Source organism: Suilimivivens sp., from assembly GCF_037359455.1.
GTDB lineage: Bacteria > Bacillota > Clostridia > Lachnospirales > Lachnospiraceae > Suilimivivens > Suilimivivens aceti.
This window is the reverse complement of the sequence record NZ_JAXXXI010000061.1, coordinates 1-15,332: the sequence shown is the minus strand read 5'-3', so window position 1 is coordinate 15,332 and position 15,332 is coordinate 1. Positions and strand designations below refer to the sequence as shown.

Sequence of the window (15,332 nt, the reverse complement as noted above, 5' to 3'; positions counted from 1 at the left end):
GCGGGCAGGGAAAAGTGAAGAGGAAAAGAGGGAAAGCAGAGCGGAGCGGGGCATGGGAGAGTGGAAAGAGGCCATCATGCCCTGCGGGCAGGGAAAAGTGAAGAGGAAAAGAGGGAAAGCAGAGCGGAGCGGGGCATGAGAGAGTGAAAAGGAGCAAACATGCCCCGCAGGCAGGGAAAAGTGAAGAGGAAAAGCATGAAAGCAGAGCGGAGCGGGGCATGGGAGAGTGAAAAGGAGCCATCATGCCCCGCGGGCAGGGAAAAGTGAAGAGGAAAAGAGGGAAAACAGAGCGGAGCGGGGCATGAGAGTGAGAAAAGAGGCAAACATGCCCCGCGAGCAGGGAAAAGTGAAGAGGAAAAGAAGGAAAACAGAGCGGAGCGGGGCATGGGAGAGTGAAAAGGAGCAATCATGCCCCGCAGGAAGGGAAAAACTGTGAGAAGAGGAGAAAAACCAGGACTGACAGGCAGGAAAAGAAGGAAAAATAACTGAAAAAGGAAAAAAGAATCCCACAGATATGAAATATATGATACACTGGTTTTGTCTGTTAACAAAATGAGAAGGAGAGATAGAAATGGACAAATTTTTCAAGCTGAAAGAGCGTGGAACTGACGTAAGGACAGAGTTTATTGCCGGTATCACGACTTTCATGACAATGGCCTATATCCTTGCCGTTAACCCCAGTATTCTGGGAGCAGCCGGTATGGACACAGGCGCAGTTTTTACAGCAACCGCATTAGCATCTGCGCTTGCATCAATCTGTATGGCACTGTTTGCCAACCTGCCTTTCGTACTTTCTGCAGGAATGGGACTGAATGCCTATTTTGCCTACACAGTTGTGCTGGGAATGGGATACAGCTGGGAGGTTGCCCTGACAGCCGTATTTGTTGAAGGTATTGTTTTCATCCTGCTTTCCCTGACCAATGTCAGAGAGGCAATTTTCAATGCAATTCCAGGAGGTCTTAAGGTAGCAGTTTCCGTTGGTATTGGATTATTCATCACCTTCATCGGACTGCAGAATGCACACATCGTAGTAGACGGTTCTACCCTGGTTGGACTGTTTTCTTTTAAGGGATCTATTCAGGCAGGAACCTTTAATTCTGAAGGAATTACTGTCGTACTGGCACTGCTTGGCATTCTGATCACTTCATTCCTTGTTATCAAGAATGTAAAGGGAAATATTCTCCTTGGTATTCTGATCACATGGGTACTGGGAATTATCTGCCAGCTTACCGGATTATATGTACCAGCACCGGATGCTGGCTTCTACAGCCTGATCCCCAGTGGCATCGTATCTGCACCGGCTTCCCTTGCACCGACACTGTTCAAGATGGATTTCTCTGTGATCGGATCACTGAACTTCCTGGTGGTTGTATTTGCATTCCTGTTCGTAGATATCTTTGATACCCTTGGAACACTGATCGGATGTGCGACCAAGGCTGATATGCTGGATAAGGATGGCAAGCTTCCCGGAATCAAAGGCGCTCTGATGGCAGATGCTGTAGGTACTACTGTAGGTGCATGCTTTGGTACATCTACAATTACAACCTTTGTAGAATCTTCATCAGGTATTGCAGAAGGCGGACGTACCGGACTTACTTCTATTGTATCAGGAGCACTGTTCCTGCTGGCACTGTTCTTCTCACCTATTTTTCTTGCAATTCCTTCCTTTGCAACAGCACCGGCACTTGTCGTTGTTGGTTTCTTTATGATGCAGCAGGTAGCAAAGATTGCATGGAATGATATGCTGGAAGCAATTCCCGCATTTATCTGTATCTTTGCTATGCCTTTTATGTATTCTATTTCAGAAGGTATCGCATTTGGCGTTATCTCCTATGTAGTTCTTCATGCAGCTGCAGGCAAGGCAAAGAAGATCACCCCGCTTATGTGGGTACTGGCAGTACTGTTTATTCTGAAGTACATCTTCCTGTAAAAGGAGTACCTGTATAATAAGCACAGAAAGCCCAGGCAGACAGGAGAGGGATAAGGCAGAAATTCCTGTCAAAGCGGGATTTCTGTGCTTTTTTTACTACAAAATGTCCTTTGAAATTTTTCACTGAAAAGTGGTACACTAATAGTATAAACGTAAGAAATGACGGAAAAATTGGAAAGGATGTGATTATTTTGTATCAGATCGGAGATTATGTGATCAAATTTAACAATGGTGTCTGCAGAGTGGAAGATATCATGCACCTGGATATGCCAGGGACGGACAGAAACAGATTATATTATCTGCTGATCCCGAAGGACTGCCAAAGCGCGAAAGTGTATGTGCCGGTTGATGCGGAGAGCAGGAGCCTTCGGAAAGCGCTGAGCAAAGAAGAAGCTTGGGAGATCATCCGCAAAATACCGGAAACAGAAAAGAAATGGAGTACTAACGACAAGCAGCGGGAACAGGAGTATAAGGCGGCTATCCAGAGCTGCAATCCGACAGAGCTTGTCGGAATCATCAAAAACCTGTATAGTAGAAAGCAGATCCGCAGAGCGCAGGGAAAGAAAAGCACCTCTACAGATGAGAGATATTTCAAACTGGCAGAGGACAGCCTGTATTCAGAGCTTGCTTTTGCCATTGGCAGGGAAAAGCAGGAAATGAAACAGATCATTGCCAAAACCATTGCGGAAATACAGGAAAAGACAGAAGGATAATTTATGAATATACTGACAGCCTCTAAAATCAGCAGATCGTTTGGAGAAAAGACAATTTTGAGGGATGCTTCCTTGTATCTGGAGGAAGGAGAAAAGGTCGGCATCATCGGGATCAACGGAACGGGAAAATCCACGCTGCTGAAAATGATCGCAGGACTGGAGGAGTCAGACAGTGGAACGATCACCAGAGCCTCGCATCTGGTGATCAGTTTTTTGCCGCAGCATCCTATATTTCCGGAAGAACAGACTGTTATAGAGGCAGTCCTGCAGAAATGCCGGGAGAGCAGCAGATCAGGGCATACAGACCAGGAGCTGGAGACAGAGGCAAAGCGGATGCTGACAAGGCTTGGTGTAACAGATTTCACGGCAAAGTGTGGGATCCTTTCCGGAGGACAGCGTAAGAAGCTGGCACTTGTGGCAGCTCTTCTGACAAGGCCGGATCTGCTGATCCTGGACGAGCCTACGAACCACCTGGACAATGACATGGCGGAATGGCTGGAGGAAGAGCTGAAAAAGCTGCCGGGAGCACTGATCATGGTGACCCATGACAGATATTTCCTGGACAGTGTGGCTACAAGGATCATAGAGATCGACAGAGGCAGTATTTATTCCTATGATGAGAATTATTCCGGATATCTGGAACGAAAAGCGGAGCGGGAAGAAGCACTGTCAGCAGGAGAGAGAAAGCGGAAAACCATTCTGCGTAAAGAGCTGGAATGGGTGAAGCGTGGTGCCAGGGCAAGAAGCACCAAGCAAAAGGCGAGACTGCAGCGTTATGAGGAGCTGAAAAACAGGGAGGCACTGTCAGCAGGCAGCCAGATAGATATTGGCAGCAGTGCCACAAGACTTGGCAGAACCACTGTGGAGATCAGCCATCTTTCCAAGGCATACGGGGATAAAGTGCTGATCCGGGATTTTTCCTATATCTTTTTAAAGGGTGACAGAGTTGGCTTCGTTGGCAGGAACGGGTGTGGCAAGACAACACTTGTAAAGCTGATCACCGGGCGGGTTGAGCCGGATGAGGGCAGTATTGTGATCGGACAGACAGTGAAGATCGGCTGCTATGATCAGGAGCTGACAGAGAAGGAAATGCCGCCAGAGCAGCGTGTGATCGATTATATCAGAGATGTGGCGGAATTTGTACAGACTGAGGAAGGACCGGTTTCTGCAGCCAAAATGCTGGAGAGGTTCTTGTTTGAGGGAGAAGCACAGTACGGACTTCTGAAGAAGCTTTCCGGAGGAGAAAAGCGGAGACTGAACCTGCTCCGGGTACTGATGGATTCACCGAATGTCCTGATCCTGGACGAACCGACCAATGACCTTGATATTGAAACACTGACGATCCTGGAGGATTATCTGGACAGCTTCCATGGAATCGTGATCATGGTGTCCCATGACAGATATTTCTTGGACCGCTGTGCAAGGAGGATATTCGCCTTTGAGGAAGGTGGAAATATCAGGCAGTATGAGGGCGGTTATACGGATTACCGTGACCGGGTCCAGATGGAAAGGGGAGGATTTTCAGAACAGACAGGAAGCAGTGAAAATACTGGCAGTGCAGGTAAAGTAAAAACAGAATCGGGAAAAGCCTGGAAGCTGCCGTCTGCAAAGCTGAAATTCAGTTATAAGGAGCAGAGGGAATATGAAACCATAGAAGATGATATTGCTGCACTGGAAGAGAAAATAGAAACTTTGGAGGCCGGGATCCTGAAGGCGGCGACTGATTTTGTGAAGCTGAATGAGCTGACGAAGGAGAAGGAAGAGACAGAGAAGCTTCTGGAAGAAAAAATGGAACGATGGGAATATCTGGAGGAATTAGCTGCGAGAATTGCAGAGCAATAATAGAGGGATAGCTGCAACAGAAAAACAAATTGTTAACCATACGATAAAACAAGGTTGACAATCAAAGTCTGCCATGTTATTCTGTCTAAGGTTCCTGAAGGAACATACTACAGAAAGGCTGGATTTTCAAATGACAACACAGACAGCAACAAGAAGTAAAACTTATGACATGGTATACATAGCAGTATTTGCGGTTCTGATCGCAATCTGCTCCTGGATATCCATTCCAACGACAGTTCCCTTTACCCTGCAGACCTTTGCCGTATTTCTGGCAGTAGGTGTTCTCGGCGGCAAGAGAGGAAGTCTTTCCGTACTGATCTATATTCTGCTTGGTGCAGTAGGGATTCCTGTATTTGCAGGATTTTCAGGGGGCTTTGGCATCCTGCTTGGCAGTACCGGTGGTTATATTATCGGATTCCTGTTTTCCGCACTTCTGATGTGGGGCATGGAAGCACTCCTTGGTAAAAAGACCTGGGTGCTTGGCTTATCTATGGTACTTGGACTGATCGTATGCTACGCGATTGGAACCGTATGGTTCATGGCAGTATATACGAAAAATTCTGGACCGGTTGGACTGGCAGCAGTTCTTTCCTGGTGTGTGATCCCCTTTATCATCCCGGATCTGATCAAGATTGCACTTGCACTTGTCCTGAGTAAGCGGTTTTCCGTAATCCTGAAGCTGAACTGATTTTTATGGATTTTACGGATATTACAGAAAAGAAAGAATTCAGACTGCGTCCCCATCATGGCATGTGTCTTTCCTTTTTTGAGGGAAAGGGCTACAGCAGCGAATTTACAGCACACATGGCAAAGATGAAGGAAATTCTGACAGAGCAGAACCCGATGATCACGCTTGTAAGGGAAACGGACGATATATGCTGTGCCTGTCCCCATAATAAAGAGGGGGTCTGCGATGCGGCACAGAAGGTTTACGATTATGACACAGGAGTACTGGAAAGCTGCGGCCTTGAGGAAAATGAGAAACAGCCCTTCCTCACTTTCTATAGACAGGTGGCAGAGCAGATCCTGGAGCAGGGAATCGGAGAGAAAATCTGTGGGAATTGTCAGTGGCGCAGGATTTGTTACAGATCGGTATAAATTCCCCTTTTATACAAATTTATAATGATGCAGAAATGCATCGAGAAGAAGCGAACCGTTTACGGCTTCGCTTTTTTCTTTATCAGAAAGCCGCTCCGGGTGCCACTGCACACCAACGATAGGGAGATAGTGGTGGCACAGTCCCTCCACTACACCATCGTCGCAGTACTGGATATAGGACAGAGAGGGAGCCTTCAGATCCACGCCCTGATGATGCGCGCTGTTTACCACAAACCGCTCCCCGTAAAGCCGGTAGAGGACAGTGCCAGGCAGGGCAAAGGTCTCATGGTACTGATCTCCATTCGTGTACTGATGGCGGTCAGCGGATGGCAGATCCTGATGGATGTCACCACCGAAGAAAATATTGATGAGCTGCATTCCCCTGCAGATACCAAGAACCGGCTTTTTTTCAGATACAAAGGCTTTCAGGACAGACAGCTGCAGTCTGTCAAGAACCGGATCAAAAAAACGGGAACCGCAGTTAAGCTGACCAAACAGGACTGGATCAATGTCACCGCCGCCGGGAAGGAGAAGGGCATCATAGGATGAGGTTTCCGGAACATGAAGAGAGGTGGTACAGGAGGCACCGAGCCTTCGGAGGGTGTTTTCATAATTAAAGGTTTTTCCGGTTTCTCCGGCAACGAGAATTTTTTTCAATGGAGCTCTCCCAAAAAAGTGATATTTCTGTTATGCTGTAGTAGAATATATGAGGAAGGAAAGAAAGATATGAGAATTGGAATGGGATATGATGTTCATAAATTAACAGAGGGAAGAGACCTGATCATCGGAGGTGTTACGATTCCTTATGAAAAGGGACTTCTTGGTCATTCGGATGCGGATGTGCTTCTGCATGCCATTATGGATGCCCTGCTTGGAGCAGCAGCCCTTGGAGACATTGGCAAGCATTTCCCGGACAGTGACCCGGCTTATAAAGGTATTTCCTCGTTAAAGCTTCTTTCCCATGTGGGAGAGCTGCTGCAGGAGAATGCCTTTTTTATAGAAAATATTGATGCTACGATCATTGCGCAGGCACCGAAGATGCGCCCTTATATTGATACCATGCGAAAGAATATTGCAGATACCCTGCAGATTTCCATAGATCAGGTCAATGTAAAGGCGACCACAGAGGAAGGTCTTGGCTTTACCGGCAGTGGAGAAGGGATCTCGTCCCAGGCTATCTGTCTGCTGACAAGCCCACTTTCTGTGGGAGCAATTGATGTGATGCAGGAGCAGAGAGGATGTGCTGGCTGCAGTGGATGTATCGGAAGACAGTAAGAAAGAAGGATGACATAAGATGTACAACAGTAAATCCATGAAGGCAGAGGAGTTTATCTGCCACGAGGAAATCGAGGACACACTTGCTTTTGCAGATGAGAACAAAAACAATAAGGAAATGATCCGTCAGATCCTTGACAAGGCCAGAGAATGTAAGGGACTTTCCCACAGAGAGGCATCGGTTCTGCTTGCCTGTGAAGATCCGGAGGTGCTTGACGAGATGGAAGCACTTGCCAGAGAGATTAAAAAGAAATTCTATGGAAACAGGATCGTATTGTTTGCTCCGCTGTATCTCTCAAACTATTGTGTGAATGGATGTGTTTACTGTCCGTACCATCATCAGAACGGACATATTCCGAGAAAAAAACTGACTCAGGAGGAGATCCGTCAGGAAGTGATCGCCCTGCAGGATATGGGACATAAGAGATTGGCTATTGAGACTGGAGAGGATCCGGTAAACAATCCTATCGAATATGTGCTGGAAAGTATCAAAACGATCTATTCCATCCAGCATAAAAACGGGGCGATCCGCCGTGTAAATGTCAACATTGCGGCGACAACTGTGGAGAATTACCGGAAATTAAAGGAAGCAGGAATCGGAACCTATATCCTTTTTCAGGAAACCTACCATAAAGAAAGCTATGAACAGTTACATCCCACGGGGCCGAAGCACGATTATGCCTACCATACGGAAGCTATGGACAGAGCCATGGAGGGTGGCATTGATGATGTGGGACTTGGCGTATTGTTCGGACTTGAGCTGTACCGCTACGAATTTGCAGGACTTCTGATGCATGCTGAGCATCTGGAGGCAGTGCATGGCGTAGGACCACATACGATCAGTGTACCGAGGATCAAACGGGCAGATGATATCGACCCGGATACCTTTGACAATGGTATCGGTGATGAGATCTTTGCGAAGCTCTGTGCCCTGATCCGGATCAGCGTACCCTACACTGGCATGATCATTTCCACGAGGGAGAGCCAGCAGGTCAGGGCGAAGGTGATCGACCTTGGGGTATCCCAGATCAGTGGTGGTTCAAGGACGAGTGTTGGCGGTTATACAGAAGAGCTCCGTCCTACTGATACAGAGCAGTTTGATGTATCCGATCAGCGTACACTGGATGAGGTAGTCCGCTGGCTGATGGAGACAAAGCATATCCCGTCCTTCTGTACAGCCTGCTACCGGGCAGGAAGGACAGGTGATCGTTTTATGAGCCTGTGTAAGAGCGGGCAGATCCAGAACTGCTGTCATCCCAATGCCCTGATCACACTGCAGGAATTTCTGGAGGATTATGCCAGTGCAGAGACAAGGGAGATCGGTGAGAGGATGATCAAAGAGGAGCTTTTAAATATTCCGAAGGAACAGGTACGGAAAATAACAGAGGAATATCTGGTGAAGATCGGGCAGGGAGAAAGAGATTTCCGTTTCTGACCGGAACAGACGCACAGGAAGGAGATGCACAGCATGGCGGCACTGAATCAGACACCGGGGGCTGACCGGATTCAGATCGCATTCTTTGGAAGAAGAAATGCCGGTAAATCCAGTCTGGTCAATGCAGTGACCGGACAGGAGATGTCTATTGTATCAGAGGTAAAGGGAACGACCACGGATCCCGTGACGAAATCCATGGAGCTCCTTCCTTTAGGGCCGGTAGTGATCATTGACACACCGGGGCTTGATGATGAAGGAACTGTCGGGGAGATGCGTGTTCGGAAGGCCAGACAGGTGCTGAACAGGGCGGATATCGCTGTCCTTGTGGCAGATATCACCAGAGGGCTTACCGGAATGGAAGAGGAACTGATCACCCTTTTTCAGAAGAAAAGGGTTCCCTATCTGATCGTATATAATAAGAAGGATCTTGCGAGGGAAGAGTGTTCCTGCCTGAAGGATCTGAAAGAAAATGAAATTGCAGTCAGTGCCCTGAAAAGGGAAAATATAGAGCAGCTGAAGGAAAGAATCGGAAGCCTTGCAGGGAAAATGGGAAAAGAGAAACCGATCGTTGGCGAGCTTCTTGAAGCAGGGGATCACGTGGTACTGGTAACGCCCATTGATACCTCTGCACCAAAGGGCAGAATGATCCTCCCACAGGTGAAGGTGATCCGTGATATACTGGATGCGCACGGAACCTTAAGCGTGACACAGACAGGGGAGCTGCCAGCACTGCTTTCCTCCTTAAAGGAAAGGCCAAGGCTTGTGATCACTGACAGTCAGGCCTTTGAATGTGTAAAGCAGATGGTGCCAAAGGACATCCCATTGACATCCTTTTCTATTCTGTTTGCCAGGTATAAGGGCGTACTTGCAGGAGCTGTGCAGGGGGCGGCAGCACTTGACAGATTAAAGGAAGGGGACAGGATCCTGATCTCCGAGGGCTGTACCCATCACAGACAGTGCGAAGATATCGGGACAGTGAAGCTGCCGGGCTGGATCGAAAAGCATACGGGCAAAAGGTTTGTATATGAGTTTACTTCGGGCGGAGGTTTCCCGGAGGATCTTTCCAGTTATGCACTTGTAGTGCACTGCGGCGGCTGTATGCTGAATGAAAGAGAGATCAGAAGCCGGGAAAGGATGGCAGCAGAGAGCAGCATCCCTTTCACCAATTATGGAATTCTGATCGCCTATATGAATGGGATCCTGAAAAGAAGCCTTCAGCCATTTAAAGAGCTGGCAGAATACTTGTGAAAACCACACAGCAAGAGACGATTTAGCAGTTGACAAAACCGCTTCTTCTTCATATTCTGTTATAGAAAGAGAATTTTTCCGGTCCGTATTTTTGACGGAAAAGAATACATGACAGGAGCAAAAAATGGGACTGATTCAGAGTGTGAAAGAGGAGATGGCCATTATTAAGGAACGGGATGCGGCAATCCACTCTTCTATGGAAGTTTTTTTATATCCGAGCTTTAAGGTAATGCTGCGATATCGTGTTGCCCATAAGCTTTATCTGAAAAAGCATTACTTTCTTGCCAGATGGGTTTCCCAGAGGGCTGTAAGGAAAACGGGAATTGAAATCCACCCGGGTGCACAGATCGGCAAGGGCTTCTTTATCGATCATGGATCCGGAGTTATCATAGGAGAAACCACGATTATCGGTGATAATGTAACCTTATATCAGGGGGTGACCCTTGGAGGAACCGGAAAGGAAAAGGGAAAGCGTCACCCTACGCTTGGCAGCAACATCATGATCGGAGCCGGAGCCAAGGTACTTGGTTCCTGTACGATTGGTGATAACTGTAAGATCGGAGCCGGCAGCGTGGTGCTTGAGAATGTACCGGCCGGCAGCACAGTTGTTGGTGTACCGGGACGTGTCGTGAAGCGGATCAATCCTGATCATCCCCAGGATGAGCTGGATCAGATCCATTATCCTGATCCGGTATGGGAGGCGATCACATCCCTGCAGCACAGCAATGCAGAGATCACCAATCAGCTCATTGACCTGGAGCAGAAGATGCGTACCAGTGAGAGAGCACAGAAAAAGCAGAGTCAGAATGCAGAATAAAAGGAAGGACGTAAGCGGAAATGAAGATTTACAATACCCTGACAAAAAGGAAGGAAGAGTTTGTACCTCTTACCGAAGGAAAGGTGAAGATGTATGTCTGCGGACCTACAGTATATAATCTGATCCATATTGGAAATGCAAGGCCCATGATCGTATTTGATACAGTAAGACGCTATATGGAGCATAAGGGTTACGAGGTTAATTATGTATCCAACTTTACCGATGTGGATGATAAGATCATCAAGAAGGCAATCGAGGAAGGTGTGGAAGCATCTGTGATCTCCGAGCGTTATATAGAAGAGTGCAGGAAAGACATGGCTGCCATGAATGTAAAGCCGGCTACTACACATCCCAAGGCTACCGAAGAGATCTGCGGCATGCTGGATATGATCGGTACCCTGATCGAAAAGGGTCATGCTTATGTGGCAGAGGATGGTACTGTTTACTACCGTACAAGAAGCTTTAAGGATTATGGTAAGTTATCCCATAAGAATCTGGATGATCTGCAGGGAGGAAACAGATCTCTCCTTGTAACCGGAGAGGATCAGAAGGAGGATCCCCTTGATTTCGTACTTTGGAAGCCAAAGAAGGACGGAGAGCCTTACTGGGAGTCACCCTGGTGCCAGGGACGTCCCGGCTGGCATATTGAGTGCTCTGTCATGAGCAAGAAGTATCTTGGGGATGAGATCGATATCCATGCAGGCGGCGAGGATCTGATCTTCCCTCACCATGAGAACGAGATCGCTCAGTCTGAGGCTGCCAATGACAAACCGTTTGCGAAATACTGGATGCACAACGCATTTCTGAATATTGATAATAAAAAGATGTCCAAATCTGCCGGCAATTTCTTTACTGTCAGAGACATCAGTGAAAAGTATGATCTTCAGGTTCTTCGTTTCTTCATGCTTTCTGCACACTACAGAAGTCCCTTAAACTTCAGCAGTGAGCTGATGGAAGCAGCACAGAACGGTTATGACAGAATCGTGACCAGCGTCAGCAATCTGGATTATCTGTTAAAGAGCGCAGAGGGCTCCATGACAGAGGAAGAAAAGAAGCTGGCAGAGGAAGCGGCTGTCTACAGGACACGTTTTGATGAAGCCATGGATGATGACTTCAATACAGCGGATGCACTTTCCGTTATTTTCGAGCTGGTGAAGTTTGCCAATACCAACGCAGGAGAGGGAAGCAGCCAGGAATTTGTACAGTATCTGAAGGATGAGATCACAGAGCTTTGTGATGTATGCGGTCTGATCGTAGAGAAAAAGGAAGAGATCCTGGACAGCGATATTGAGGCATTGATCGCAGAGCGTCAGGCAGCAAGAAAAGAGAAGAACTTCAAAAGGGCGGATGAGATCAGAGATGAGCTCCTTGCCAAAGGAATTGTTCTCGAGGACACCAGAGAGGGCGTAAAATGGAAGAGAGCCTGAGTCTTTCAAGCAGGATCAGAGAATTATTTGGGTTAAAAGAGGTGGATATGAAGGCATATTCACCTCTTACGCTTGCCTATATCGGAGATGCTGCCTATGAGCTTGTGATCCGAACCATGGTGGTGGAGAAGGGAAACCGTCAGGCCAGCCAGCTTCACAGGCTCACCACATCCTATGTGAAGGCACAGGCGCAGGCAGCTATGATCGAAGCACTGGAGCCGGAACTGACAGAGGAAGAACTTGCCATATACAAAAGAGGCAGGAATGCCAAGTCCTATACCAGTGCAAAGAATGCATCCATTCTGGATTACCGGAAGGCGACAGGACTGGAAGCACTGATCGGCTACCTGTATCTCTCCGGCAGGGAAGAACGGGTACTTTTTCTTATCAAAGAAGGAATCAGCAGGATCTGATCCTCGAAAGAGCTGCTGAAGGAGACAGGCGGAGCTGCAGCGTTTGGACGAGTCTGGTGGAAGTGTATAAGGGAACAGAGAAGGGAAAGAATGTATGATGAATGCAGAAGAAAAGACATATGAAGAAATGCTCATAGAAGGAAGAAATGCTGTGATCGAGGCGTTCCGTTCTGAACGTGAGATTGACAGGGTATATATTCTGGATGGCTGTCAGGACGGACCTGTTGCCACCATTAAAAGAGAGGCCAAAAAGAGAGGAACCATGATCAGATTCGTGGATAAGGAGCGTCTTGATCATATGTCAGAAACCGGACACCATCAGGGTGTGATCGCTGTGGCTGCCGCCTATCATTATGCAGAAGTAGAGGATCTGTTTGCGGAAGCAGAAAAAAAGGGAGAGGATCCTTTTTTTATCCTGCTTGATAATATTGAGGATCCTCATAATCTGGGAGCTGTCATCCGTACTGCAAACCTTGCAGGAGCCCACGGAGTGATCATCCCCAAGAACCGGGCAGTCGGGCTGACGGCAACTGTGGCAAGAACCTCGGCAGGTGCCCTGAATTATACTAAAGTGGCAAGGGTGACGAACCTGGTAAGGACCATGGAGGATCTGAAGAAGAGGGGTATGTGGTTTGCTTGTGCAGACATGGATGGGACATGTATGTATGACCTGAACCTTACAGGACCGCTTGGACTTGTGATCGGAAATGAAGGAGCCGGAGTAGGACGCCTCGTAAAGGAAAAATGTGATATGGTGGCATCCATTCCCATGAAAGGAGATATTGATTCCCTGAATGCTTCGGTGGCAGCAGGCATACTTGCCTATGAGGTGGTAAGACAAAGAATGAAGGCAGGAAGATAAGGGAGCAATCAGTAATTTTATGAATAAGCTGAATCGTGTGATGCTGATGCTGATCGCTATGGCTGCTATCATGCTGCTGGCTGTAGGGATTGACAAAGGGCTGCAACGGCACGAAAGAAAAATGTGGGAAATAGAAAGAGAAGCCGTTTATGAAGAAGCACGGGCGGATATTGCCAGTATGCAGGCGAATATCCAGACTTTATCTGAGGATCCGGAGGCTCTTATTTCCTATATAGAAGAAAATGAGCTGAATTACACAGAAAAAAAGGAAGTTTTTCTGGAAGAACCGGATAGAGCAGAAGGCGATGGTTCTGTGTCAGACAATGAAGCATATAAAGGAGAAGCTGAAAATCTGGTATCCGGGAATTCTGTACCGGGGAATCTGGTATACGGGAATTTCGTATCTGGAAATTCCGTATCTGGAAATTCTGAATCTGAGAATTCTATATCCGGGAATTCCATATCCGGAAATCTGGAATGGGGGAGCTTTCTGCCGGGCGGTCTTGTATCCGGCAATCTGCTTTTTCCCGGAGAAGAGAGGGAGATCTGTGCTTCCTACGAAAATACCATGAAGATCAACAGACAGGATAAAAAGATCATTGCTGACGGTGAGGTGGATTTTTCAGACTGTAAGATTACCTGTCTTGGAGATAGTATTACGGCAGCATCTAATCTGGATACCATAGAGAATTATCAGTCTATGTCCTATCCGTCCCAGCTGGGAGAAATACTTGGCGCAGAAGAGGTAGTGAATCTCGGGATCGGAGGTTCTTCCATCGGGCGGTACTGGGAGAATGCTTTCGTAGACAGATACCAGGAGATCCCGGAGGATACAGATGTGATCCTTGTCATGGGAGGAACCAATGACGGGTTCTGTGCTTCTGAAAAGGAGCTTGGGAGCCTGGAGAAAAGAGAAAAGGATACCTTTACAGGAGATCTGGATGAGCTTCTCTTTGGACTGCAGAAGGATTACCCGGATGCGCAGATCGTACTGATCACGCCTCTTCCAAATGTATTGCATGATCTGCTGAGGAAAAGCAGGGATTATCTTCTGCCGCAGTCAGCCTTTGTCAGGGTGATGAAACAGCTTGGAGAAGAGCATGGGATACCGGTGATTGATCTGTACAATTCCAATTTTCTGGATACGCATGATGCAGCAGTGATCCACGCACTGATGCCGGACGGTGTTCATGGCAACGAAACCGGTTACCGTATGCTGGCACAGCATATAGCAGCACAGCTGATCCTGATCGAAGAGGAGGAGGGAGTAGAAGCTGTTGGGGAATGATTATGAAACCTCTAAGGATGAGGAGCTGATCCTTCGGATCCGGGATGGTGAAGAGAAAATTACAGATTATATCATGGAGAAATACAAAAATCTGGTGAGGAGCAAGGCCGGAAGTATGTATATCCTTGGCGCAGACAGGGAGGATCTGATCCAGGAGGGGATGATCGGGCTGTTCAAAGCGATCCGGGATTATGATATTGGAAGAGATGCCAGCTTTGCCACCTTTGCAGATCTGTGTGTGGCAAGACAGATGTATACGGCGGTGCAGGCTGCTGGCAGAAAAAAGCATGCGCCGCTGAACAGCTATGTTTCCCTCTATGCGGGAAATGGCAGTGATAAGACGGAAGAGGAAAAGAAGCTTCTGGATTCCCTGGTTTCAAGGGATGAACAGAACCCGGAGGAACTGCTGATCGACAGGGAGAATGTAGAGCGTATCGAGAAAGCCATCGAAAGTGAGCTGAGCAGCTTTGAAAGACAGGTGCTCGACCTGTATCTGACAGGGATGAAGTATACAGAAATTGCAAGAGTACTTGGAAAGGATGATAAATCGACAGACAATGCGCTGCAGCGCTGCCGCAGCAAGATACGGAAGGCACTGCTGACAGGAAAGGACTGATGGTCTGATGGTCTTGCTGGTCTGCTACCGGGTGACAGGAGTTAAGGCGGAGATTTGATGACTGTGAGGACTGCCAGTGGTACCAGTGGGGACAGTGATGCCAGTGGTGCCAATGAGGACAGACGGGGCATGGGAGAAGAAAAAAGTTCCCCATGCCCCGAATCGTGATAAAAGAGGAAGCCAAGGAAGAGAAAAAGGAAAAGAGCGGGGCATGGGAGAAGAAAAAAGCTCCCCATGCCCCGAATCGTGATAAAAGAGGAAGCCAAGGAAGAGAAAAAGGAAAAGAGCGGGGCATGGGAGAAGAAAAAAGCTCCCCATGCCCCGAATCGTGATAAAAGAGGAAGCCAAGGAAGAGAAAAAGGAAAAGA

The 15,332-nt window shown here is 47.7% G+C and carries 16 protein-coding genes; 15 read left to right on the top strand and 1 reads right to left on the bottom strand.

Features of this window, described 5'->3' with window-relative positions:
- Positions 1-301 precede the first annotated feature (301 nt).
- The 6 genes from WJQ40_RS13995 (at position 302) to WJQ40_RS13970 (ending at position 5,583) form a co-directional block, all read left to right on the top strand.
- Complete coding sequence (locus WJQ40_RS13995; RefSeq protein ID WP_337540932.1) at positions 302-436, top strand: hypothetical protein; 135 nt, start codon at positions 302-304, stop codon at positions 434-436.
- Between the two features lie 135 nt (positions 437-571).
- A complete protein-coding gene (locus WJQ40_RS13990; protein ID WP_118798663.1) occupies positions 572-1,930 on the top strand; it encodes an NCS2 family permease in 1,359 nt (452 codons plus the stop codon).
- Positions 1,931-2,121: 191 nt separating this feature from the next.
- Positions 2,122-2,643, top strand: coding sequence for a CarD family transcriptional regulator (locus tag WJQ40_RS13985; protein WP_262575455.1), 522 nt, complete (start codon positions 2,122-2,124; stop codon positions 2,641-2,643).
- A 3-nt stretch (positions 2,644-2,646) separates the two neighbouring features.
- Complete coding sequence (locus tag WJQ40_RS13980) at positions 2,647-4,485, top strand: ABC-F family ATP-binding cassette domain-containing protein (protein WP_337540929.1); 1,839 nt, start codon at positions 2,647-2,649, stop codon at positions 4,483-4,485.
- A 130-nt stretch (positions 4,486-4,615) separates the two neighbouring features.
- Positions 4,616-5,173, top strand: a complete 558-nt coding sequence (locus tag WJQ40_RS13975; protein ID WP_118798666.1) for a biotin transporter BioY — start codon at positions 4,616-4,618, stop codon at positions 5,171-5,173.
- Positions 5,174-5,178: 5 nt separating this feature from the next.
- Positions 5,179-5,583, top strand: a complete 405-nt coding sequence (locus WJQ40_RS13970; protein WP_262575452.1) for a DUF1284 domain-containing protein — start codon at positions 5,179-5,181, stop codon at positions 5,581-5,583.
- Positions 5,584-5,592: 9 nt separating this feature from the next.
- Here WJQ40_RS13970 and WJQ40_RS13965 read toward each other — a convergent pair whose 3' ends face one another.
- A complete protein-coding gene (locus WJQ40_RS13965) occupies positions 5,593-6,240 on the bottom strand; it encodes a gamma-glutamyl-gamma-aminobutyrate hydrolase family protein (protein ID WP_118798668.1) in 648 nt (215 codons plus the stop codon).
- Positions 6,241-6,309: 69 nt separating this feature from the next.
- On the opposite strand from WJQ40_RS13965, the gene ispF reads away from it, so the two are divergent.
- From ispF to sigH, 9 genes are all read left to right on the top strand, one after another.
- The gene (ispF, locus tag WJQ40_RS13960; RefSeq protein WP_118798669.1) at positions 6,310-6,858 is read left to right on the top strand and encodes a 2-C-methyl-D-erythritol 2,4-cyclodiphosphate synthase; all 549 of its coding nucleotides are present in this window, start codon (positions 6,310-6,312) and stop codon (positions 6,856-6,858) included.
- 19 nt (positions 6,859-6,877) lie between these two features.
- A complete protein-coding gene (gene hydG, locus WJQ40_RS13955) occupies positions 6,878-8,293 on the top strand; it encodes a [FeFe] hydrogenase H-cluster radical SAM maturase HydG (RefSeq protein WP_337540925.1) in 1,416 nt (471 codons plus the stop codon).
- A 33-nt stretch (positions 8,294-8,326) separates the two neighbouring features.
- Positions 8,327-9,541 (top strand): [FeFe] hydrogenase H-cluster maturation GTPase HydF, encoded by a 1,215-nt coding sequence (gene hydF / locus WJQ40_RS13950; protein ID WP_337540923.1) that lies wholly within the window; start codon positions 8,327-8,329, stop codon positions 9,539-9,541.
- A 124-nt stretch (positions 9,542-9,665) separates the two neighbouring features.
- Positions 9,666-10,358 carry a serine O-acetyltransferase EpsC gene (epsC, locus tag WJQ40_RS13945; RefSeq protein WP_118798672.1) on the top strand — a complete coding sequence of 231 codons (693 nt, stop codon included), beginning with the start codon at positions 9,666-9,668 and terminating at the stop codon, positions 10,356-10,358.
- 20 nt (positions 10,359-10,378) lie between these two features.
- Positions 10,379-11,785, top strand: a complete 1,407-nt coding sequence (cysS, locus tag WJQ40_RS13940) for a cysteine--tRNA ligase (RefSeq protein ID WP_337405914.1) — start codon at positions 10,379-10,381, stop codon at positions 11,783-11,785.
- Complete coding sequence (locus tag WJQ40_RS13935; RefSeq protein ID WP_118798674.1) at positions 11,770-12,198, top strand: ribonuclease III domain-containing protein; 429 nt, start codon at positions 11,770-11,772, stop codon at positions 12,196-12,198. Before cysS ends, WJQ40_RS13935 begins: the two co-directional genes overlap by 16 nt.
- A 97-nt stretch (positions 12,199-12,295) precedes the next feature.
- Positions 12,296-13,060 carry a 23S rRNA (guanosine(2251)-2'-O)-methyltransferase RlmB gene (gene rlmB, locus WJQ40_RS13930; protein WP_118798751.1) on the top strand — a complete coding sequence of 255 codons (765 nt, stop codon included), beginning with the start codon at positions 12,296-12,298 and terminating at the stop codon, positions 13,058-13,060.
- A 19-nt stretch (positions 13,061-13,079) separates the two neighbouring features.
- On the top strand, positions 13,080-14,348 hold the full coding sequence (locus tag WJQ40_RS13925; RefSeq protein ID WP_337540920.1) for an SGNH/GDSL hydrolase family protein: 1,269 nt from the start codon (positions 13,080-13,082) through the stop codon (positions 14,346-14,348).
- Entirely contained in the window at positions 14,338-14,964 is a 627-nt protein-coding gene (gene sigH, locus WJQ40_RS13920; protein ID WP_262575442.1) for an RNA polymerase sporulation sigma factor SigH, read from the top strand. Before WJQ40_RS13925 ends, sigH begins: the two co-directional genes overlap by 11 nt.
- Positions 14,965-15,332 lie beyond the last annotated feature (368 nt).